The organism is Streptomyces sp. NBC_01537, from assembly GCF_045040445.1.
Lineage (GTDB): Bacteria > Actinomycetota > Actinomycetes > Streptomycetales > Streptomycetaceae > Actinacidiphila.
Map to the genome: position 1 here is coordinate 9,683,465 of NZ_CP109392.1, position 19,150 is coordinate 9,702,614.

General features: G+C 68.2%; 24 protein-coding genes and 3 pseudogenes. 15 read left to right on the forward strand and 12 right to left on the reverse strand.

The window, feature by feature from the left end; all coding sequences use genetic code 11:
* Positions 1-81: 81 nt before the first annotated feature.
* A complete protein-coding gene (locus OG607_RS44320) occupies positions 82-777 on the forward strand; it encodes a class I SAM-dependent methyltransferase (RefSeq protein WP_405736168.1) in 696 nt (231 codons plus the stop codon).
* A gap of 27 nt (positions 778-804) precedes the next feature.
* Here the strand turns inward: OG607_RS44320 and OG607_RS44325 are convergent, their stop codons facing one another.
* The 4 genes from OG607_RS44325 to OG607_RS44340 are packed head-to-tail and all read right to left on the reverse strand — an operon-like array spanning position 805 to position 2,960.
* The gene (locus tag OG607_RS44325) at positions 805-1,671 is read right to left on the reverse strand and encodes a class I SAM-dependent methyltransferase (protein WP_405736170.1); all 867 of its coding nucleotides are present in this window, start codon (positions 1,669-1,671) and stop codon (positions 805-807) included.
* A 20-nt stretch (positions 1,672-1,691) separates the two neighbouring features.
* Complete coding sequence (locus OG607_RS44330; protein ID WP_405736173.1) at positions 1,692-2,042, reverse strand: VOC family protein; 351 nt, start codon at positions 2,040-2,042, stop codon at positions 1,692-1,694.
* Position 2,043: 1 nt separating this feature from the next.
* On the reverse strand, positions 2,044-2,223 hold the full coding sequence (locus OG607_RS44335; protein WP_405736175.1) for a CopG family transcriptional regulator: 180 nt from the start codon (positions 2,221-2,223) through the stop codon (positions 2,044-2,046).
* A gap of 35 nt (positions 2,224-2,258) precedes the next feature.
* Positions 2,259-2,960 carry a TetR/AcrR family transcriptional regulator gene (locus OG607_RS44340; RefSeq protein ID WP_405736177.1) on the reverse strand — a complete coding sequence of 234 codons (702 nt, stop codon included), beginning with the start codon at positions 2,958-2,960 and terminating at the stop codon, positions 2,259-2,261.
* 141 nt (positions 2,961-3,101) lie between these two features.
* Here OG607_RS44340 and OG607_RS44345 point away from each other — a divergent pair, with 141 nt between their 5' ends.
* The gene (locus OG607_RS44345; protein ID WP_405736180.1) at positions 3,102-4,226 is read left to right on the forward strand and encodes an FAD-dependent oxidoreductase; all 1,125 of its coding nucleotides are present in this window, start codon (positions 3,102-3,104) and stop codon (positions 4,224-4,226) included.
* Positions 4,227-4,268: 42 nt separating this feature from the next.
* Here OG607_RS44345 and OG607_RS44350 read toward each other — a convergent pair whose 3' ends face one another.
* A complete protein-coding gene (locus OG607_RS44350) occupies positions 4,269-4,988 on the reverse strand; it encodes a DinB family protein (protein ID WP_405736181.1) in 720 nt (239 codons plus the stop codon).
* Between the two features lie 101 nt (positions 4,989-5,089).
* On the opposite strand from OG607_RS44350, the gene OG607_RS44355 reads away from it, so the two are divergent.
* The 7 genes from OG607_RS44355 (at position 5,090) to OG607_RS44385 (ending at position 9,365) form a co-directional block, all read left to right on the forward strand.
* Complete coding sequence (locus tag OG607_RS44355) at positions 5,090-5,200, forward strand: DUF6192 family protein (protein ID WP_405736183.1); 111 nt, start codon at positions 5,090-5,092, stop codon at positions 5,198-5,200.
* Between the two features lie 71 nt (positions 5,201-5,271).
* A complete protein-coding gene (locus tag OG607_RS44360; RefSeq protein WP_405736186.1) occupies positions 5,272-5,793 on the forward strand; it encodes a winged helix-turn-helix domain-containing protein in 522 nt (173 codons plus the stop codon).
* Positions 5,794-5,799: 6 nt separating this feature from the next.
* Entirely contained in the window at positions 5,800-6,153 is a 354-nt protein-coding gene (locus OG607_RS44365; protein ID WP_405737468.1) for a transposase, read from the forward strand.
* 453 nt (positions 6,154-6,606) lie between these two features.
* Entirely contained in the window at positions 6,607-7,347 is a 741-nt protein-coding gene (locus tag OG607_RS44370) for a DUF4232 domain-containing protein (protein ID WP_405736188.1), read from the forward strand.
* 281 nt (positions 7,348-7,628) lie between these two features.
* Positions 7,629-7,766 carry a transposase gene (locus OG607_RS44375; protein ID WP_405736191.1) on the forward strand — a complete coding sequence of 46 codons (138 nt, stop codon included), beginning with the start codon at positions 7,629-7,631 and terminating at the stop codon, positions 7,764-7,766.
* Positions 7,767-8,033: 267 nt separating this feature from the next.
* Positions 8,034-8,912, forward strand: a complete 879-nt coding sequence (locus OG607_RS44380; RefSeq protein WP_405736193.1) for a GNAT family N-acetyltransferase — start codon at positions 8,034-8,036, stop codon at positions 8,910-8,912.
* Positions 8,913-8,942: 30 nt separating this feature from the next.
* Positions 8,943-9,365: a hypothetical protein gene (locus tag OG607_RS44385; protein ID WP_405736196.1), complete on the forward strand. Its 423-nt coding sequence runs from the start codon at positions 8,943-8,945 to the stop codon at positions 9,363-9,365.
* Between the two features lie 4 nt (positions 9,366-9,369).
* On the opposite strand, the gene OG607_RS44390 is transcribed toward OG607_RS44385, so the two are convergent.
* Positions 9,370-10,305: an LLM class flavin-dependent oxidoreductase gene (locus OG607_RS44390; RefSeq protein ID WP_405736198.1), complete on the reverse strand. Its 936-nt coding sequence runs from the start codon at positions 10,303-10,305 to the stop codon at positions 9,370-9,372.
* Between the two features lie 109 nt (positions 10,306-10,414).
* Between OG607_RS44390 and OG607_RS44395 the strand changes: the two genes are divergently transcribed.
* Positions 10,415-10,858, forward strand: a complete 444-nt coding sequence (locus OG607_RS44395) for a MarR family winged helix-turn-helix transcriptional regulator (RefSeq protein WP_405736200.1) — start codon at positions 10,415-10,417, stop codon at positions 10,856-10,858.
* A gap of 71 nt (positions 10,859-10,929) precedes the next feature.
* On the opposite strand, the gene OG607_RS44400 is transcribed toward OG607_RS44395, so the two are convergent.
* The 5 genes from OG607_RS44400 to OG607_RS44420 form a co-directional block, all read right to left on the reverse strand.
* Positions 10,930-11,589 carry a DUF4232 domain-containing protein gene (locus OG607_RS44400; protein WP_405736203.1) on the reverse strand — a complete coding sequence of 220 codons (660 nt, stop codon included), beginning with the start codon at positions 11,587-11,589 and terminating at the stop codon, positions 10,930-10,932.
* A 690-nt stretch (positions 11,590-12,279) separates the two neighbouring features.
* The gene (locus OG607_RS44405; protein ID WP_405736206.1) at positions 12,280-12,942 is read right to left on the reverse strand and encodes a DUF4328 domain-containing protein; all 663 of its coding nucleotides are present in this window, start codon (positions 12,940-12,942) and stop codon (positions 12,280-12,282) included.
* 218 nt (positions 12,943-13,160) lie between these two features.
* Positions 13,161-13,292, reverse strand: coding sequence for a hypothetical protein (locus OG607_RS44410; protein WP_405736209.1), 132 nt, complete (start codon positions 13,290-13,292; stop codon positions 13,161-13,163).
* Positions 13,293-13,371: 79 nt separating this feature from the next.
* Positions 13,372-13,794: a hypothetical protein gene (locus OG607_RS44415; protein WP_405736211.1), complete on the reverse strand. Its 423-nt coding sequence runs from the start codon at positions 13,792-13,794 to the stop codon at positions 13,372-13,374.
* A gap of 13 nt (positions 13,795-13,807) precedes the next feature.
* Positions 13,808-15,052 carry a DUF6745 domain-containing protein gene (locus OG607_RS44420; RefSeq protein ID WP_405736213.1) on the reverse strand — a complete coding sequence of 415 codons (1,245 nt, stop codon included), beginning with the start codon at positions 15,050-15,052 and terminating at the stop codon, positions 13,808-13,810.
* 454 nt (positions 15,053-15,506) lie between these two features.
* On the opposite strand from OG607_RS44420, the pseudogene OG607_RS44425 reads away from it, so the two are divergent.
* Together OG607_RS44425 and OG607_RS44430 are read left to right on the forward strand one after the other, a co-directional pair.
* A pseudogene (locus OG607_RS44425) lies at positions 15,507-15,881 on the forward strand (IS5/IS1182 family transposase); the annotation flags it as partial.
* 4 nt (positions 15,882-15,885) lie between these two features.
* Positions 15,886-16,038, forward strand: a pseudogene (locus OG607_RS44430) (short-chain dehydrogenase); the annotation flags it as partial.
* On the opposite strand, the pseudogene OG607_RS44435 reads toward OG607_RS44430, so the two are convergent.
* A pseudogene (locus OG607_RS44435) lies at positions 16,037-16,168 on the reverse strand (IS5/IS1182 family transposase); the annotation flags it as partial. The pseudogenes OG607_RS44430 and OG607_RS44435 sit on opposite strands and share 2 nt — an antisense overlap.
* A gap of 219 nt (positions 16,169-16,387) precedes the next feature.
* Between OG607_RS44435 and OG607_RS44440 the strand changes: the two are divergent.
* The 3 genes from OG607_RS44440 to rhaS all read left to right on the forward strand — a co-directional run bounded on the left by OG607_RS44440 (position 16,388) and on the right by rhaS (position 19,064).
* Positions 16,388-17,068 carry a hypothetical protein gene (locus OG607_RS44440; RefSeq protein ID WP_405736215.1) on the forward strand — a complete coding sequence of 227 codons (681 nt, stop codon included), beginning with the start codon at positions 16,388-16,390 and terminating at the stop codon, positions 17,066-17,068.
* Between the two features lie 202 nt (positions 17,069-17,270).
* Positions 17,271-17,588: a hypothetical protein gene (locus OG607_RS44445; protein ID WP_405736217.1), complete on the forward strand. Its 318-nt coding sequence runs from the start codon at positions 17,271-17,273 to the stop codon at positions 17,586-17,588.
* A 393-nt stretch (positions 17,589-17,981) separates the two neighbouring features.
* Positions 17,982-19,064 (forward strand): rhamnose ABC transporter substrate-binding protein, encoded by a 1,083-nt coding sequence (gene rhaS / locus OG607_RS44450; RefSeq protein WP_405736219.1) that lies wholly within the window; start codon positions 17,982-17,984, stop codon positions 19,062-19,064.
* The last annotated feature ends 86 nt before the right edge of the window (positions 19,065-19,150 follow it).

A 19,150-nucleotide genomic window follows, 5' to 3' on the forward strand; every position in this document is an offset into this window, starting at 1 on the left:
GCTGATCCGGTACCCCGCACCGTCCCGTTGCCAGTGGCCGACGAGTCCCGAGCCGGATACGGCTGCTGCAAGGATGATCGGATGAGATCCGAGACCGCGTACCACGGTGACATGGGTAAGTATTTCGCCGCCCTTGCTACAGACCATGCCTACAACGCGCATACCGATCGGCCGGCCATGCTGAGGCTGGCAGGTGACGTAACCGGACTAAGGATCCTGGATCTTGGATGTGGGGCCGGCCACTACGCAGCCGAACTGCTGAAGTCGGGGGCCGTGCAGGTCGTCGGCGTCGAAGGGAGCGAGACCCTTTTGCACGCTGCGCGGGAGCGTCTCGGAGACGGCGCCATCTTGCACCACCACGACCTGGAGGAGCCGCTGGCCTTCCTGGGGGATCAGTCGTTCGACCTGGCCGTGATGGCCCTCGTCTATCACCACATCGACGCACGCGGACAACTGCTCGCCGAGATCAGGCGCGTACTGCGGCCCGGCGGCATCTTGCTGGTCTCGACGACCCACCCCACCAGCGACTGGACGTACTTCGGGGATTCCTACTTCGCCGATGAGCGGGTTGAGCTCGCCATCGGGGATGGATTCGCCATCAGTTACTGGCGCATGACGCTGGAGAGGTTTCTCGGCGAGCTTCTCGGTGCCGGGTTCGTGCTGGAAAGCCTGGTGGAGGCGCGGGCCACAGAGGCAGCTCGGCTGGTTGACCCACGTCGCTATGACAAGACCCACAGCCAGCCGTCCTTCCTGGCTGTGAGGCTCCGGCGCCCGTAGGAGCGGGTGCTTTTGCCGGCGAGGGGGTCAGGTGGTGGCCAGCAGCAGGTCCTCTCCGCTTGACGGGCGGAGGCCGTCGGTGCGATCGGCGAAGTAGCGCTCGGCGAGCAAAGCCCCCGACACGTGGTGGGCGTCGGCGAGGCCGGCTTCGCGGGCCAGTGCCAGCATCCTCTGCGGGGTGTAGAAGCTGATGAAGGGTGTTCCGGATGCTCGCGCACCTTCCGCACTCGCCCGGAGGCCGGGGCGATCGGCGTCGTCGATGAGTTCGGTCGGCAGCAGGAACGTCATGGCGAGTGTCGAGCCGGGGGCGAGCCCGGCGATCTGGCGCAGGGTGGCGACGGTGGCGTCTTCGGTGAGGTACATGGTGACGCCGGTGGAGACGATGACCGCCGGTCGGCCGGGATCGAAGCCGGCAGCGGCCAGTTGCTCCCACCAGGACGCGTTCGCCTCGAAGTCGACCGGCACCAGGTGCAGCCATTCCGGGATGCCGTGGCCGAGTTCGACCAGGCGGTGGCGCTTCCAGGCCTGGGGGCCGGGCTGGTCGACCTCGAAGATCCGCAGGCGGGAGGCGATCTCCGGCTTGCGCTGGGCGAAGGTGTCCAGGCCGGCTCCCAGGACGACGTACTGGGTGACGCCGCGGTCGGCCTGCTCGGCGATCAGGTCCTCGATGAAACGAGCGCGGGCCACCATGGCCGCCCGGAACCCTCTGGTGGCCTGCTGGTCCATGTCCGGGCGGTCGCGCCAGCCATCGCCGGGGCCCACCAGCCGCAGGCCGATCTCGTCCTCGACCACGTGCGGGGGCAGGTCGACCTGGACGTGCATCGCCCGCCAGAGGGCAGTCCGCACCGCGGTGCTGTCCGGCGCCCCGATGTGCTCGTCCTGCTCGTCCGCCATGGTGTTCCCCTTCGCCGTGGTCAGTTCTTGGCGGGAGCGGGAGCCTGGAGGCTCCACAGGCGCCCGTCGGGGTCGCGGACCGTCATCTCCCTGGTCCCGTAATGGGTGTCCTCGAACGGCGTGACAACCTCGACGGCCGGATCGGGACGGAACGCGTCTGCGTCCGGCACCTTCAGCACGATCCGCGTCTGGGGCTCCCGGTCCTCGGGGACCTCGGCGATGAACACGCAGGGACCGTCGCCATTGCGGAGCTGGCCGGAGTTGTGGTCCGTCGCGAACTCCAGCTCGTAGCCGAGCGTCTGGAAGAACTTCGCCGCCTTCCCCCAGTTGTGAGTCGTCAGGAACACGGCCTCGATTCCCTCGGTCGTCATGTCAGGTCTCCTGCTCAGTCGATTGCTGTCCGTGCCCTTGGGCCTCGTCGAGGTAGGCGCGCAGCGCGTCAGCGACCAACGCCGACAAAGACATGCCCGACTCGATGGCGCGGTACTTGACCTGCTTGATCAGCCCGATCGGCAGGTACACGTTGAACTGCTTGACTTCCTCATCACCCACAAGCCGATGCTAGCATCCTAGCAAGCTAGGTCCGCTTACGGCGCCGAGTCGGTCGGCTTTTGACGGGCGGAAATCCCGGTGAGGATGAGGTCGATGCCGGCGAGGAACTCGACTCGGTCGTCGTGACCGCGTAGTTGGTCTGCGACGTTTCGGGTGAACGCGTACTCGTCGGGATCGAGGTTTGCCCATGCGGCCGAGACGGCGTTGAGGAACTCGGTCCGGTTGGTGTCCGGCTGGTGTTCGCGGGCGTTGGCTGCGTTCTGCCCGCCGACTCCGAGGATGTAGTTCAGTAGCGCGGACGCGGCGGTGAACTGGGCGGTGTGGGGTACTCCGAGCGCTTGGACCTGGCGTCCGAGGTGCTCGAAGACCCGCAGCAGCGGTGTCTGCGACGGGCTGCGGGCGAGTTGCGTGCCGACCCACGGGTGGGCGTCGATCGCGTCGAACACGCCGAGTGCGAGGGCGCGGATCGCTTCCTGCGGCGTTGTGTCGGCAGTGTCGGCGGTGTCGGCGGTCATGGCGCCGGCGACGACGGCGTCGGTGGCGGCGTTGAGGAGTTCGTTCTTGCCCGTGATGTGCCAGTAGATCGCACCGGGCCCAGTGGCGAGACGCTCGGCCAGTGCGCGGAAGGTGAGTCCGCCTTCGCCCGCCGCGTCGAGAAGCCCGATCGCAGCCTCGACGATGCGCTCCCGGGAGAGCGGTTCCTCTCGTCGCTCCGGACGACGCGTCCTGGTTGCCATGCGTACATCCTGGCACACGACTGGAACCCTGTTCCATCTTGACATCTCTGGAACGCCGCTCCAGGCTGGCATTGGAACGGCATTCCAGAGATGCCCCGCCGGGTGTCCGCCCGGCAGGCGTGCGACACGTAAGGAACCACCATGACCACTGACGTCACGATCATCGGCGCCGGGCTCGGAGGACTGACCCTCGCCCGCGTCCTGCACGTCCACGGCATCCCGGCGACGATCTACGAGGCGGAGCCCTCACCGGCCGCCCGCACGCAGGGCGGGATGCTCGACATCCACGAATACAACGGCCAACCGGCTCTCCAGGCGGCAGGCCTGATCGACGAGTTCCGCAGCCTCATCCTGGAGGGCCGCGAGGCGACGCGGGTCCTCGACCGGCACGGGACCGTTCTGCTTGACCAACCCGACGACGGCACCGGTGGACGCCCCGAGGTGCAGCGCGGCAAGCTGCGACAGGTCCTGCTCGACTCACTGCCCCCCGGCGCCATCCGGTGGGGTCACAAGGCCAGCAGTGCCCGTTCCCTCGGCAACGGCCGCCACGAGGTGACCTTCGCCGACGGCACCACCGTCGTCACGAGCCTGCTGGTCGGCGCCGACGGCGCGTGGTCACGAGTCCGGCCGCTGCTCTCCGACGCCACACCCGAGTACGTCGGCACGTCCTTCATCGAGACCTACCTGTTCGACAGTGACACCCGCCACCCGTCCAGCGCCAAAGCGGTCGGCGGCGGCGCGCTGTTCGCGCCCGAACCGGGGAAGGGGATCCAGGCTCACCGGGAGAGCGGCGGAACACTCCACACCTACGTCGCGCTCAACAAGCCGCAGGACTGGTTCGCCGGTATCGACTTCACCGATCCCGCCGCGGCCACCGCGCGGATCCTGCAGGAGTTCGACGGCTGGGCACCGGAGCTCACAGCACTGATAACCGACGGTGAGACCGCACCGGTTCTGCGGACCATCCACTCCCTGCCCATCGGGCACCGGTGGGACCGCCTGCCCGGCGTGACCCTGATCGGCGACGCCGCCCACCTGATGTCCCCGTCCGGCGAAGGCGCCAACCTGGCCATGTACGACGGCGCCGAACTCGGCAGGGCCATCGCCGATCACCCCGATGACGTCGAGGCCGCGCTGAGTGAGTACGAGCAGGCCCTGTTCCCCCGCAGCGCCGCGGCCGCCACCGAGTCCGCCGACACTCTCCGGCTCTGCTTCGACGACAACGCACCCCAGAGCCTGATCAACATGTTCACCGGACACGAGTAGCCCCAATAAGGCATTCGCCGTCGCGTGGGCCTAGGTCGCCGCCTACCCGGGAGTGGTGAGGCGGGCCCGCCACAGGTCGCGCAGCAACGCGATCTCGGCCATGTGGTGGATGAACTCGAGGTTGGCCCCCGCCAGCACGGCAACGAACGGATCGTCGGGGTCGGAGCCGTACGGGTACTGCGAGAAGCCGACCGTGTCGAGCTGCTCGTCGGTGACGGCGGCGACGCTGTCGCGCCAGCGGTCGATCACCGCCCAGAACCGCTCGAGTGTCAAGGCGGCGGAGGGGCTGAAGTCGACCATCAGCTTCGGGTCCTGCAGCCGTTCACCGAAGGCCCACTCCCATCCGCCCGCGAACTGGAAGTGAAGGTGCCCCAGCCGCCACGCGATGGTCGTGACCAGCGTTGCGTCGGGCTCCGGCGCACCGGTGTGGGCGAGGATCTGCTCGACCCGCTCGACACTCACGCTCCAGTCATCGGCGATCTTGGCGACGCTCATGCCGCCGGCCGCCTGACGGGCGACCTCGGCGTACTCGTTCGCCGGGATGTCCGGGGCGCCCAGGTCAAGCACCCACTCGCCCGGCCCGAACGCCCTGGGCGTGGCCGCCTCGCCCCGGCGCCGGATCGACCAGGAACCGGGCACCGGCTCCCACCGGTACTCCTCGTCGCTGAGCCCCGTCAGCCGCACCTGGGCCATCTCCCTGGCCTTGTCGAACTGGTCGAGCAGCAAGCCCAAGCGGTCGGTCCGCGCGCGCTCTGTCTCCATGCCTGGCTCCCTTTGCGGTCGCGTCTCGTACCTCACTGCGCTCAGGTGGAAATTAACGGCTCACCTCACGGGGCGCGACCGAATTCCTCGCCCACGAAGCGGTGGACGAACAGGTGGCGGCGGTCGCCGACCTGACCAGCGACGACGAGGTCGCCGCCCAGGAGGTCACCACGGACCTGCTGCGCCACCCGGCAGTGGCAACTCCTGCGTGATCGGAAGCAGTTATTCAGCCGGAACTGATGGGTTGCCTGCTCGTTGATCGGGTGTGATCGAGGGTGGGGACATGCGGCGTCTCCCGCCCGCTGCGCAGGAGGATCTGCGGTTGCGGGTGGTGAGCGCGCTGGAGTCGGGGCGGGTGCGGACGTACGGCCAGGCGGCGGAGATGTTCGGGGTCTCCGAGCGGTCGGTGGGCACGTGGTGGCGGGCCAGCCGCACCCGTGGGAGGCAGGCACTGCTCGCGGCGGTGCGTACCCCTCGGGCGCGCAAAGGGGAGTTGATCGACGAGTCCGCTCGTGGAGCCGTCCTACGGGCGATGCGTGATTACACACCGGTCGACCTCGGGCAGAGCGGGGTGATGTGGACCCGCGCCTCGGTGCGGACCCTCATCCGGTTGGTGTGTGGGGCGTCGATGACCGAGCGGGGTGTGGGCAAGTGGCTGCGCCGGCACGGCTTCACCCCGCAGCGGCCCGCCCGCCGCTCCTACCGGCAGAAAGACGACGAGGTCAGCCAGTGGCTGGAGGAGGAGTATCCGGCGATCCGGGCCCGGGCGAACGGGGAGAAGGCCGAGCTGGTCTGGGCTGATTAATGAGGTCTGTGCTCGGACACCGCCCCGCCGGGACGCTCGTGGGTCCCGGCCGGGCAGACCCCGCTGGTGCGGGTGAACGGCCGCCGCTTCAGGGCCAACGTCATGTCGGCCGTCGCCTCCCGAGGGGCGTTGTGGTTCACCGTCTTTTCCGGCAGGTTCACCTCGCAGGTGTTCTGCGCGTTCCTCGACCGCCTTGCCTGGCAAGTCGGCCGCAAGGTCCACGTGATCGCAGACCGGCACCCGGTCCACCGCAGCAGAAGCGTCCGGGCCTGGCTTGCCGAGAACGCCGAGCACGTCGAACTGCACCTGATGCCCGGCTACAGCCCCGAACTGAATCCCGACGAATTTGCTGAACGCTGATCTGAAGCACCACGTCCACGCAGCCCGAGCCACCTCGACCGACGATCTCGCACACGAAGCCCGCCGCTTCCTGCGCCGACGCCAGAAGCAACCCCACATCGTCTGCAGCTACTTCGCAACCCGCCACGTCCGCTACACGATCCAGTAGGAAACCCACCAGTTCCGGCTCAACAGAAAGCCCTGGTCAGCCCCGCTCTCACTTCCCATGTCCCGGAACGACCGCGCTTCGACGCTCATCAAACTGATAGTGGGCAGGTCGGCGGGCGGATCAACTCTCATCTTCAGCAGCGGCTCTCACGGGCGAGGAGCCTTGGTCACGCCACGGCTGCCGGTTCGTGCGAGGGCTGTAACAAACGCGGGATGCCGGTGACCCGGCTCCCCGAGTGGCAAGAATAGCCATGTCGCTTACATATCGACCGGCTCCGAGTCGGTCACGGGGGAAGAGGAAACGGCATGAACTCAAAGACGGTCGGGGCCGGTTCATCGCGTCGGGGCCTGCGCGGCGCCGTCCTGGGCGCGACCCTGGTCGCGGCTCTGTTGACGGCCACCGCCTGCCAGCCCTCCGGGGGTGACGACAAGGCAGCCGCATCGCCGACCGCCGCCCCCTCGGGTTCCGCGTTGGCCGGGGGGGCGGCGGAGAGCACCGAGCCCTCGGGCGACTCCGGGACCGGCAGCAGCAGCCCGACGGGCGCGGGGACCGGGGACAGCGGCGAGACCGGCGGCGGTAACGGCACCGCGTACGCCGACTGCGAGGCCACCGGGCTCAACACCGCGGTCGAGCTTCAGGACGGCCCCGGGGAGACCCCCCGCCACTTCCTGCTGACCGTCACCAACAACACCAGGAGGCCGTGCGTCCTCAACGACGCGCCGCAGGTGCGGCTCAAGGCCGGCAACGACGCCCCGATCGTCGAGACGCTCGGAGAGCCGGACACCGAACCCGTCGTCGTCGAGGGAGGCGGCAAGGCGTACGCCGGCCTGTACGTCTTCGGCAACGACGAGGGCGGCGAGGCGGAGTACGACCAGTCCGACCGTTTCACCGCCACCCTGGTCGCCGGCGAGGGCACCGAACTGAGCGGCACGCTCATCTTCGACCTGCCCGACGGTCTCGACACCGTCTCCGTCGACGACGCGGCGCGGTTGAACGGCTGGGCCGGCACCGAGGGACTGGCGATGCGCCCGATCATCCAGCTCTGAGAAGTGGCGCGGGGACCGCCGCACGCCCTCGCCGGGGGCGGGACGACGGCGGTCCCCGCGGGAGACACGGGCCCGGGTCAGAGCCAGTCTCCGCGTCCGCGGCGTTGAGAGCCGCCGTCGAAGATGCGAGTCGCCATGCTCGCCGACCTGCCCACTGTCGATTTGACGAGCGTCGAAGCATGGTCGTTCCGGGGCATGAGAGAGGCAGGCACTGCTCACGGCGGTGCCTGCCCCCCGGCGGGCGAAGGGGAGTTGATCGACGAGTCCGCTCGTGAAGCCGTGTGATCGCAGACCGGCACCCGGTCCACCGCAGCAGAAGCGTCCGGGCCTGGCTTGCCGAGAACGCCGAGCACGTCGAACTGCACCTGATGCCCGGCTACAGCCCCGAACCGAATCCCGACGAATTTGCTGAACGCTGATCTGAAGCACCACGTCCACGCAGCCCGAGCCACCTCGACCGACGATCTCGCACACGAAACCCGCCGCTTCCTGCGCCGACGCCAGAAGCACCCCCACATCGTCTGCAGCTACTTCGCAACCCGCCACGTCCGCTACACGATCCAGTAGGAAACCCATCAGTTCCGGCTCAATACCTCACGTGGCTGAAAGGCTTTGGACCAGTCGTAGCGACGGTTCATCTCCGGGCAAGTGCTCCCCCGAGCCGCGCACATCAGAGATCATGAAGCATGCGCCCGGATGACTGGCACCTCACCGAAGACGTCGACGACTTTCTCGCCCGAGCCGGAGACTTCCTGCGCTCGCGCCCCGTCATGCACAACACGCCGCTGACAATGCTCGAGAAACTGCGGACACGTGGTGCGGACGCATACGGCGTCGAAGCCACCGTCTTCGGGCGACTGGAGTCAGGGGGCGAGGTCCGCGCCATCTTCTACCGCACTCCGCGTGGCCGTCTGACCCTCACCACCCTCTCCCCAGAGCAGGCCGACACCCTCGCCGCCCACCTGGCCGCCCTCGGCCACCCCTTCTCCGGCGTCACCGCGGACCACGACACCGCCACCGCTTTCGCCGACGCATGGCAGCGGCGCACGGGCGCAGCGCCGGTACGCGACTGGTGGGGCCGCCTCTACCGACTCGGCACGCTCACCCCGCCCGAGCCGGTCCCAGCGGGCCGGGGCCGCATCCTGGGCGAGCGGGACCATGAGCACCTCATGCGCTGGTGCCGTGAGTTCGCCGCGGACGTCGGGGAAGTCGTCTCCATCGGCGCCGCTTCCTGGGCCGGCACCCGCTTCGCCGAGAAGCGCTATACCTTCTGGGAGACCCCGGACGGCACGCCCGTCTCCATGGCGGGTGCGAACCCGATGGTCGCCGGCCAGGTCCGGGTTGACCCCGTCTACACCCCAGCCCATCTCCGAGGTCGCGGCTATGCGGGCGCTGTGACGGTCGAGGTGAGCAGGGCCGCGCTGGCCGCAGGCGCGACGGACGTCGTCCTGTTCACGAACCCGGCCAACCCCACAAGCAACGCCCTCTACCAGCGAATCGGATACGTCCCGGTCGCCGACTTCACCGGGTACAACCTCTCCTGCAACGCAGCGGAAGCCGGTTAGGACCGGTCTGCGGCGTGGGGAGAATGAACCATGAGGTTCCTGAAGCGGCCCAACCGCCGAGCCGAACACGTTGATTACGTTCCCGATGACGACGATGAGGACGACGACGAGTCCGCCTGCGGTGGCTACGTGATCAGCATCGAGCCGCAGACACCGACAATGACGCTCGTGGAGCCAATTCGGACCATGCGCTCGGAGGAATTCTCGGTCTCTGTCCCTTCACAAGAACTGGAGCCAGGCGTGAACTACCTCCTCGGCGGACCCGGGGAGCCGACATGCGAGGTGGTTCAGGTCGCGGTGGACGAACCGTTGCCGGGCCAGCGCCGGCTCATTCAGCGAGGCAGGTTCAGGACCGTCGCCTCTGCTCATCCGGCGGGCACATTGGTCACGCCGGTCACCGCTGAACGCATCGCGGACTGGTCGCAGTGGATGCCAGTCGGCGGTGCCGAGTAGCGTGTCATCGGAATTCTCCGATTGTGCTGCGCACGGGCGTGATGATCTCGTCGGTGAGCCATCGCACGACCTGTGAGGGATAGGGGCTCCGCAGGCTCAGCACGATGTGCGTCACGCCTGCGGCGATGAGCTCCGTGATGGCCTTGCGGTCGGTGGCCGGGTCGTCGTAGGAGACGATGTACTGCACGGAGCGGGTGATCGTCCGCGGATCACGGCCGATGGCGGCGCAGTGGTCGTCCAGAACGGCACTGCGCTCGGTGATGTAGTCCAGCGTGTTGTGCGGCGGTCCGGGGATGTTCCAGATGTCGGCCTGCTCGGCGACCAGGCGGAGCGTCCTGTTTCCCCAGCCGCCGATCAGCAGGGGCGGACCTGGCTGCTGGACTGGTTTCGGCTCGTTGTGATTGCCGGTCAGGGTGTAGTAGCGCCCGTGGAAGTCGAAGACGTCCCGCGTCCACATGCCGCGGAGGATGGTGATGGTTTCCTCCAAGCGGGCGATGCCTTCGGCAGGCGGGACGAGCGTGAGGCCGTAGGCCGCGTACTCCGCGACGGCCGGGTTCTCGCCGGCGATGCCGCCCGCGTTGGGTGGCTGCACGGTGCCGCCCACGCCGAGGCCCATGATCAGGCGGCCCCCGGAGATCACGTCGACTGTCGTGGCGATCTTGCCGAGGACAGCGGGCGGCCGGATGCGATTGCTCGTCACGAGCAGGCCCAGGCGCAGCCGCTGGGTCCTGGCGGCCAGGGCGCTCAGCAGTGTCCACCCTTCGAGGATCTGCCCGTCCTTCGGGCCGGCGATCGGCATGAGGTGGTCCCACAGCCAGGCGTCCGCGATGTCGGGCAGGTCGTCGGCCTCCTGCCACACGCGGAGGATGTCCTGGTAGGGGACCCGCATCGGGGTGGTCTTGATTCCGAATGTCACGGAGGGGAGGTGCCGGTCGGACATGGTTGCCACGCGCCCTTCGAGTCGACGCGCCACCGTTGACGGCGACGCCGTCATCACCGTAGCGGATCGTCAGCATAGCTGACTATCAGTCTCTGGATACGCTGTGGCCATGACTCGTGACGCACCGCCCGAGGTCCTCTCCTCGCGCCTCGGTTATCTGCTCAAGCACGCGTACCTGCGGTTGACCGAGGAGTCCGCACGGGCCTTGGCGCCGCACGGAATCGACGGCCGTGAGCTGGCGGTTCTCGCCGTCCTCGACGCGCATGACGAGCTGTCTCAACTGGAGGCGGCGGGCAAGCTGGGCATCGACCGCACGACGATGGTGGCCCTCGTCGACGCTTTGGAGAGCAAGGAGTTCGTCGAGCGGCGCCGCAGTCCCCAGGACCGACGCAAGAACATCGTGCAGCTGACGCCGGTGGGACGGGAGCGCCTTCGCGATGCCGAATTCGCCCGCCAGGAGATGGAACGTGGGTTCCTCGCCCCGCTCTCCAGCGCAGACGCCACGTGCTTGGTCCGCGCCCTGCAGTCCCTCGTCGGTGCCCCGACGAGTTGACCCCGTTCGAAGCGGGCTCCGGCGCGGCCCGGCCCTCTTCCGTTCTGGTCGGCGCGCGGGTACCCGTCACGTCACTTGCGGACCGGGTCGATGAACGTTCCCGGGTGGGTGGCGCCGTCCTGCTTCAGAACGGGACCGAATCGCCAGGGCAGGTCGTAGGAGGTGCGCTGGTTCGGTGCGGTGATGACCACGGTGGTCGGCCTGAACGCGGCGGAGTCGCCGCTGTGCCAGACCAGGTAGGTGATGGTGAAGTGGGCGGATGCACCGCCGGCCACGGTGACGGTGTGCGGTGTGGTGCCAGCGCGTTGCAGCGACCACTGCTCGCCGCTGTTGACCAGGTCGACGCCGGGGAAGCCGTACATCGAGCAGGCGTGCCCGCTGTTGTTGGTGAGCGCCACGGTGGCCTGCATCTGGTCGCTGCCGCCGGAGGGGGCCGCTTTGGTGCCTGCCCAGGAGTAGCCGAGCTGCGAGGCCTGGCAGGCGGGTGCCGAGCCACCGGCCGCCGCGTTGGTGCCGGAGCTGCCGCCCGTGGTGCCGCCCGTGGTGGTTCCGGTGGTGGCGGAGTCGCCGGGTGCGGGGGTGGCGCTGGTGGTGGCGGGCGTCGGCGAGGTGTCGCTGAGGGTGCCGTTGATGTTGCCGTTGCAGGCGGTGAGCAGAGCGGTCAGGGCGGCGGCGCCCGTCAGGGCCATGGCGCTCTTGCGGAGACGGAGGTTGGCGTGACGGTTCGGCATGGGGTCCCCACAGTGGTTGTGTTCCGGTCTTGCGTCCGGCTCTGTGCCGGACACAAGGTTCGATGCGGCGCGCTGTGGGGGAGTTCGGGGATTGTTGTCACGGGCCGGTCGTGGTTCTGTCCCGTCTGTCACGGGGAGTGTCACGAGCCCGTGACACTCCCCGTCCGGCCGGCTTCGTGATCCGCGTCCGCGACTCCAGGTCCACAGCCGCCTTCGGCGCTTTGATGGCCGGCGCCGTGGGGCTGAAGGGACCACCGGGGATGGTGCAGACTCTGGTGACCTGGCGGATGCTGGTGGATATCCGGTTCCGGCTGCTTGCTTGGGGCTCAGGCGGCTGTCGGACCAAGGTGATGGGTCCGGTGGACTGATGAACGAGCGGTCGCGGGACCGCAACACGTTGCTCGGCCTGTCCGGGCCGTGACTCTCCGGCCACCACACGGCGGGCCGTGTTGAGCCGTTGACCTGCTCTGCCCAGGGAAGGGCCTCACGCCAACCAGGTCGCCCGCAGTACCGGTGATTCCATTCCGCGACAGTACGGGCCGGCCGAGATGCCTGGCTCGGCCATCCCAGGCGTGTGTCCCGGCGCGACACACATCAAACGCTCGATCCAACGCCTGGCTCTGCTGCTCCGTCAGGATCAGGATACGGACCTTCCCTGGTACGGCGCACGAACAGCGGGCGCCCATACCCTCAGGTGAGGGCGACCGGTCCCTGGGTGGCCTTGATGTGCTGCATGCCGGACAGTTTCCGTACGAAGAGGATCGCGAAGACCGCCGAGGCGACATCCAGCAGGTCCGACGCGCTCATCACGGCGGAGGCCTGCTGAATGGCGTCCGCCTCTTCGGCAGTGTCGTAGACGTTCCCGGCGATCCGCCCGAGCACCGTGGACGCGATCCACAGTGACCACCACAGGTTCAGTGGTGCCTGCGAGGCCTGACGCCAGGATCCGTCCGGCGCGGCCTGGGTGCTGGCGTCCCAGATCTCGCGGGCGATCCGGCGCGGCAGGAACAGGTTGCCGATGGGCACGAACCAGGAACCGATGGCCCATCCCCGGCCCTTGGTGAACGCGTGGGGCGCGAAGACCTCGGCGTTCACCCGCGTCCGGTGGAACCAGACGATGAACACCACGGCCGTGGCGAGCAGCGTCAGGATCTGCAAGAGCGCTGACACCCCGTACAGCGCGTCGCCCCGGTCCCTGTCCGCCTGGGTCACTGCGCCGGCGCCGTCGGACATGATCCGGCCCATCAGCGAGTACATGTTGAGGTCGGCGAGGACCGCGAAGACATCGACCGCGATGACGACCGAGAGCAGCACCGTGACAGCCGTCGCCAGGCCGTTGGGCGAACGGAGCACCGGGCCACCGGGCATGGGAACAGCAGGACCGTACGACACGAGCGAGAACCCCCCCACGGGTTACGGAAGCCCCCGCCGACGGGCGGGTGCCGAAGGAAGATACGCCGGGCCGGTGCAACCGGTCCACAGGGATTCGGGGCGCGAGCGGTCAGCTGCTGCAGCTCGCGATTTACGCTGAGCACGAGCGTGCTTTCCCCGCTGACGTTCGCAGCGTCGGCCTACTCGGCCTGAGCGTCGGTGAGGCCGCGGACCGTGATCAGCAGCAATTCCCGCTGCTCCGAGAGCGCACGCAGCAGTTCACCGCGCTCGCCTGGAAGAAAAGGGACTGGATTGTCCGGCGAAGTGGCCACGGGCTGACGGCAGGAGGCCGTGAGGCCAGTAACTGTCCTCACGGCCCCGCCTGAGGTCGCTTGTGATGATTCCGCCGGGTCAATCGGCGACGATGCGGCCCTTGTCCTCGACCTGCCGGCGTACGAGGTAGACACCCGGGGCGTGGCCCATGGCTCCGTGTTCGGGATGCAGGACATAGGCGGTCGCGCTGTCGTGGACGGTGAAGCAGCCGACGTCGGCGCCGCCGTTGGGTATCGGTGCCCAGGTTACCGGGCCGTCGGCCACGAGCAGGTGGGTGTGGGCACCGTCGCCGGATGACACCAGGGGTATTCCGGCGACGGGGACCTGCTTGCCGCCCTTCGGCGGCTTGTACCCGATGAGGCCGACCGGGATCAGTCCGACGTCGCCCTGACGCTGCAGACCCGAGGAGACCGGGATGGCGGCCTGCCGGTCGAGGTGTTCCAGGACGTCGACTCCCGCGAGGGCGGTGACGTATCCGAGGGTGGGCTGTTGCTGGGCCATGGGGCTCTCCGATTCAGGTGGCGCGTGCCAGGGTGAGGTACTGCTCGCGGGTGAGGCCGAGCATGCCGGCCGCCGCGGTGACGGGATCGGGGGCGTCGACGGGCACGATGAGCCCGTACTGGCGGCGGGTGCCGTCGCGCTCGGGCGAGGCGTTGGTGCACAGCAGGACCCGTACGACGGAGGGGAGCATCGACCCGGTGGGCAGGTCGTAGAGGGCGAGTTGGTAACCCGGGTTGCCGGGGTCGGGCTCGCTGGAACCGACCTGACGCAGGCCTGCGGCGGCGATGAACTCGGCCCAGCCCATGCGTTCGATCGCGGCGCGGCGTATCTCGCTGTTGTCCTCCTGCAGGATCCGGGCAGCGTCCCAGCACCCGTCAATCAGGGCGCCGGGAACCTCCCTGCCGTGCCAGGCATGGATCACCCAGCCGTCGGGCCACACAGCCGCCGGTCCGTCGGCGCAGTGGAGACGGCCTTGGGCGTCCCGCCGCAGGACGTCGGGGCGGGGGGTGAGGACGGCGTAGTCGCGGTAGGCCCACCACAGGCCCGCGTGCCGGGTCACCTGCCGCTGGGCGTGGAGGGGATCCAGACCGGTGACGCCGATGAGTTCCATGGCGTCGGCCCACGCGAACGACGTCACGGAGGACCCTTGCGGAAATTCGTACCGCCAGCGTTGAGGCAGCCGGAACAGTGGCATCTCGGGTACCGGGGAGATGTCTGCCTGGGTGGCCACCTGCGCAGCCAGTTCGTCCTGCACCCGAGGCTGAGACCACGGCTCGGGTTTCCTGCCGCTGGCCGGCCACACCATCGCGCTCTGCGCCACCATCCGCCAGGTCTGCCCGGGGGACTGCTCTTCCACGACCGTCGTCACCACTCGCTTGTCCGCCGCAGGGGTCACCTGGGCCTCGACCCGGTCGTAGATCTCTGGGTGGAGGAACTCCTTCGATCTGGTGCGCAACTGCCCACGTATCCGCCGACGGAACCGGGCGCGCACCCGGGCAAGCCTTCCTCCCGTCACCGAGGCGATGATCCCGGGAAGCACCGCCTGCCCGATCAGGCCGGCCCATGGGGAGCCGAGCCAGACGATGAACCGTGGGGGCGGCAGCCCGAGGCCCCGATAAACCGCCCGGACCCCGTCCTCGGCGGCAGCGCGATCACCCGGCCCGGTCGCCCAGTCGACCGCGTCCCAGTCCTTCCCCATCTCACGGATGATCGTTTCCTGCTCTTCGGTGAACCCCGTGATCCACCTGCTGGATGCCATGGCCACACCCCCCGGAGACGTACGGTCATTCTGCCCCGGTCGATGCCTCTGTGATCGTCCAACTTCCCGATACCCAGACCGGATTGCCTCGGGTCATGACGACACCGCACTTCAATGCCGTGCGGGTGTGTCCAGTCACGGCTCTGTCCCGTAATCGATGGTTGCACTCCGTGGTGGTCGCCGGAGGAGGATGCGGTGGCGAAGGGAGGCGTCGTGCCTTCGGCTTCGGTGTCCTTCCCGCCGCTGTCGGGCGTCTGGGCATCGCCACGACGGGGATCGGCATCGTCTGGCTGGTGCACGCACGCACCAGGTCGTATGCCGCGGCGGTCTCGTCACCGGCGGATTCGCTGTCGCGGACGCCGTCGTCGGCCCCAACTCGGGTGCCTTGTCGGGAGCCGGGCGGGGAGTTCTGGGGTTGGGCCGGGCGCACCCTGGGAGCCCCGGCCCGGACCGCGAATGGATCGCGCTCGGCGTCTTCGCCCGGCTCAAGCAGGTCGCGCTGGCCTCCTACGATCGGATCGTCGGCCTCGTGCTCGACCAGATCGCCATCGATGGATCCATCACCAAGGCACCGGGTGGCGGTGAGGTCGCCGGACGTTCACCAGTCGACCGTGGCAAACAGGGCCTCAAACGCTCAGGCATGACGGATGGTTACGGAATTCCGCTGGGCCGCGTGCTGGCCGGAGCGAACCGTCACGACTCCCCGCTCCTCGCCTGGACCCTGCTCGACGAGCGCGGCCTGCACGGCCGCATCGCGCACAAGGGTGGGAAAGCACCGATGCAGGCAAGTCAGAGGTGGCAGGTCGAAAGGACCCACGCCTGGCAGAACGCCCGTCGACCCCGGCTACACCGCCACCGACCTCAACGGCCACACGGGCACCCACACCGTCGAGGAGGGAGCGGAGATCATCGTCCGCATGGCCTCGATCGGCGCCGACGGCCCGACCGGCGGCTTCTTCGACAAGACCGGCCCGGTCGTCTGGTAACGATCCGGTCGCTGATGCGTGGGCCATGGCAGCCCAGCGGATGGGGCAGGGCGTAAGCCGGCCGCTCAGGCAACAGCGCGGCAAATTGGTCCCAGAGCGGTTCGGTCAGCCACGAAGGCGGGACAGGCACAGGTCTCGCCGTTGATCACAGAGCGTTGCAACTCCAGGATCACCAAGATCTGTGCCGGCTTCGCTGACAAGGGCGCCCCGCGCCCATCCGCGCAACCTCTTAGTCCTCCGCAGAACCGACGGTCGACCAGGGTTTTGGCTCTGCCGGTTTGACGGCTCCTCGCTGATCCCACCTGCCCTTGACCAGCTCCGCGAGCGGCCCCAGGTTGTGCCAGGGGAGGTGCCGGGCCTGCTGGCCCGCATCGACGGCGACGCGCCGGACCGGGCCGTGGGCGGCCGGCTCGCCCCCCGCCGCCCCGAGAGCTCCGGAATGCGCGGGCTGTCAGTGGACGGGAAGAGCCTGCGTGGCGCGGCCAAGGCTTGCGGCCGCAAGGTCCACCTGCTCGCCGCCCTGGAACACCCGTCCGGCTTGGTCCTGGCCCAGCTCGACGTGGGCGAGAAGACCGGCGAGACCACCTGTTTCCAGGCGCTGTTGGACGCTGTCGCCGACCTGGCCGGAACCGTGGTCACCAGCGACGCGCTCCACACCCAGCGCGAGCATGCCGGTTACCTCCTGGGCCGCCGGCGGATCAAGGTCGCCATCGTCAGTAACCTGCTCTTCCCCGGCGCCCGCCAGGCGGTCCGGATCAAGCGCCGCCGCTCCGACCGCAAGACCGGCAAGGTCACCATCGCCGACGCCCTCTCGCGCTCCTCCTCGGCCTCGCATGATCACAAATTCGTCCACAACCCGCGGCGAGGACGAAGTCGCCCCGGGGCGACTACACCGTGGGCCGGGACCGGACCACGGGACAGGTCTATTACGGTGAGAGCGGTCCGGAAACCGGCCACCACAAGTCCGTGGTCGACGCAGTGCCCAGTGAATCGCAGCGTGAGGACGGACGGCCCCCGGGGTGTGCGGTGAGCCGAGAATGTTCACCGACGCGATCAAGGACGGCGTAAATACCAAGACAACGATCTGGTGACCCGTCACCGTCAACACGCAAGGCAAGAATTCGGGATGTGCGACATCTGCCAGACCTGGGTGTCTTCTTTCGAAGGAGAGGTCTTTACCGGATGAACGCCATCCCCGGGCGTCGGTCGATCCAGCAAATGCAGGACATCCGGTGGGCATCGAGGGCGCCCTGTCGCCAGTACGTCGAGGCTACGAAGTCACCTCTCAACTCCGGGAATTCCTGGAGAGCTACCGTGAGATCACCGTGACCTGGATGGGCCGGCGACAGGAACAGGGAGTCCACGCACGCCACACCCAGGACGTCGGCCTTCGCGCCACCCGCCTCGGTCGGCCCGTCCTCTTGATCGGCACTGTTTTCGAGACTGAGGAATGCGTGCTGCTGGCGGAGAACGGTGACACATTCTTCTACGGAGGCGCCGGATTCCAGTGTCACCGGCGATTGGGACAAGACGTTCTTCTGGCCGGATAGGGTGTCCAGTTGCGCACGGGCCCCGGCTGGCCAGGATGCGCAGGCTCGCACTGTTGTTTGACAATCGATCACCAGTGCGAGTCCAGGTGGGACCCTCTGCCCCAAAGTCTTGATCACAGCTCGGCAATATCGAAACGAATCCGTTGACGGCTTACGCCAGCGCGCCCTAACCTCCGGGAAATCCGGTTGAAACCTTTCAGGCCCTGGAGGACCCAGGCATGTCCTTACCCCGGCGAGGCTCCGGCCGTTGCAGGTGAGAACGGCGCAGGAAGGCCCCGCCGATCCTGGCACCGACCGAGTGCTCGACCTTGAACCTCTTCCTCCACGCCCTTCCCCCTTGCAAGGCCCTTGGCCTGTCCGTCTGCCGCTCAGGCAGCGAGAGGAACCAGCACCATGACCACCACCCGTCGCGCCGCCTTCACCGCGATCGCCGCCACCGTCGCCCTCTCCCTGGGCGTGTCCGCCTGTGGCCTCATCACCAAGGACTCGTCCTCCGCGTCCCCCTTCGCAGGTGCACCCGCGACGGCTTCCGGCAACCCCGGCGCGCCCATCAAGAAGGGCCTGACCATCGCCTTCCTGCCCAAGCAGGTCAACAACCCGTACTTCACCATCGCCGACAACGGCGGCAAGAAGGCGGTGACCGAACTCGGCTCGACGTACAAGGAGGTCGGCCCCAGCAGCGGCTCCGATACCTCCAGCCAGGTCTCCTACGTCAACACCCTGACCCAGCAGAAGGTCTCGGCGATCGTCGTGTCCGCCCAGGACGCGGGGGCGCTGTGCACCGCGCTGAGGCAGGCGATGAAGAACGGCATCAAGGTCGTCACCTACGACTCCGACACCAACCCCAGCTGCCGCCAGGTGTTCATATCCCCGGCCACCGCCCAGGCTCTGGGCCGCAGCGAGGTGCAGTTGCTCGCCAAGCAGATCGACTACAAGGGCGAGATCGCGATCCTCTCGGCCGGCCGGAGCGCCACGAACCAGAACACCTGGATCCGGTACATGAAGGAAGAGCTGAAGAACCACGCGTACGAGAACGTCAAGCTCGTCAAGGTCGCCTACGGCAACGACGACGCGCAGACCTCCTTTCAGCAGACCCAGGGCCTGCTCCAGCAGTACCCGGACCTGAAGGGGATCATCGCCCCGACCTCGGTCGGCATCAAGGCCGCCGCCCAGTACCTGTCCGGCTCCACTTACAAGGGCAAGGTCCAGCTGACCGGTCTGGGCACCCCCAATGAAATGCGTCCCTACATCAAGAACGGCACCGTCACCGCCTTCGAGTTGTGGGACCCGGCCCAGCTCGGGTCCCTGGCCGCGTACGCCGCCGTCTCGCTGGCCTCGGGCCACATCAACGGCATGGCCGGCGAAACCTTCGCAGCGGGTCAGATGGGACTCGTCGAGATCGACGACAACGGCGTCGTGCTGCTCGGTGACCCGACCATCTTCGACAAGACCAACATCGACAGCTACGACTTCTGACAGCTGCCGGGGCCGCCGCACCCGCACGCGAAAGACGATCCGGGCCGAACGACCCGGGTCGTCAGCCCCGGCGAGCGGAAACCCGC

Coding starts and splice junctions, on each gene's coding strand:
- OG607_RS44320 (WP_405736168.1), top strand. CDS start 82: ATGAGATCCGAGACCGCGTACCACGGTGACATGGGTAAGTATTTCGCC.
- OG607_RS44325 (WP_405736170.1), bottom strand. CDS start 1,671: ATGGCGGACGAGCAGGACGAGCACATCGGGGCGCCGGACAGCACCGCG.
- OG607_RS44330 (WP_405736173.1), bottom strand. CDS start 2,042: ATGACGACCGAGGGAATCGAGGCCGTGTTCCTGACGACTCACAACTGG.
- OG607_RS44340 (WP_405736177.1), bottom strand. CDS start 2,960: ATGGCAACCAGGACGCGTCGTCCGGAGCGACGAGAGGAACCGCTCTCC.
- OG607_RS44345 (WP_405736180.1), top strand. CDS start 3,102: ATGACCACTGACGTCACGATCATCGGCGCCGGGCTCGGAGGACTGACC.
- OG607_RS44350 (WP_405736181.1), bottom strand. CDS start 4,988: ATGGAGACAGAGCGCGCGCGGACCGACCGCTTGGGCTTGCTGCTCGAC.
- OG607_RS44360 (WP_405736186.1), top strand. CDS start 5,272: ATGCGGCGTCTCCCGCCCGCTGCGCAGGAGGATCTGCGGTTGCGGGTG.
- OG607_RS44370 (WP_405736188.1), top strand. CDS start 6,607: ATGAACTCAAAGACGGTCGGGGCCGGTTCATCGCGTCGGGGCCTGCGC.
- OG607_RS44380 (WP_405736193.1), top strand. CDS start 8,034: ATGCGCCCGGATGACTGGCACCTCACCGAAGACGTCGACGACTTTCTC.
- OG607_RS44385 (WP_405736196.1), top strand. CDS start 8,943: ATGAGGTTCCTGAAGCGGCCCAACCGCCGAGCCGAACACGTTGATTAC.
- OG607_RS44390 (WP_405736198.1), bottom strand. CDS start 10,305: ATGTCCGACCGGCACCTCCCCTCCGTGACATTCGGAATCAAGACCACC.
- OG607_RS44395 (WP_405736200.1), top strand. CDS start 10,415: ATGACTCGTGACGCACCGCCCGAGGTCCTCTCCTCGCGCCTCGGTTAT.
- OG607_RS44400 (WP_405736203.1), bottom strand. CDS start 11,589: ATGCCGAACCGTCACGCCAACCTCCGTCTCCGCAAGAGCGCCATGGCC.
- OG607_RS44415 (WP_405736211.1), bottom strand. CDS start 13,794: ATGGCCCAGCAACAGCCCACCCTCGGATACGTCACCGCCCTCGCGGGA.
- OG607_RS44420 (WP_405736213.1), bottom strand. CDS start 15,052: ATGGCATCCAGCAGGTGGATCACGGGGTTCACCGAAGAGCAGGAAACG.
- rhaS (WP_405736219.1), top strand. CDS start 17,982: ATGACCACCACCCGTCGCGCCGCCTTCACCGCGATCGCCGCCACCGTC.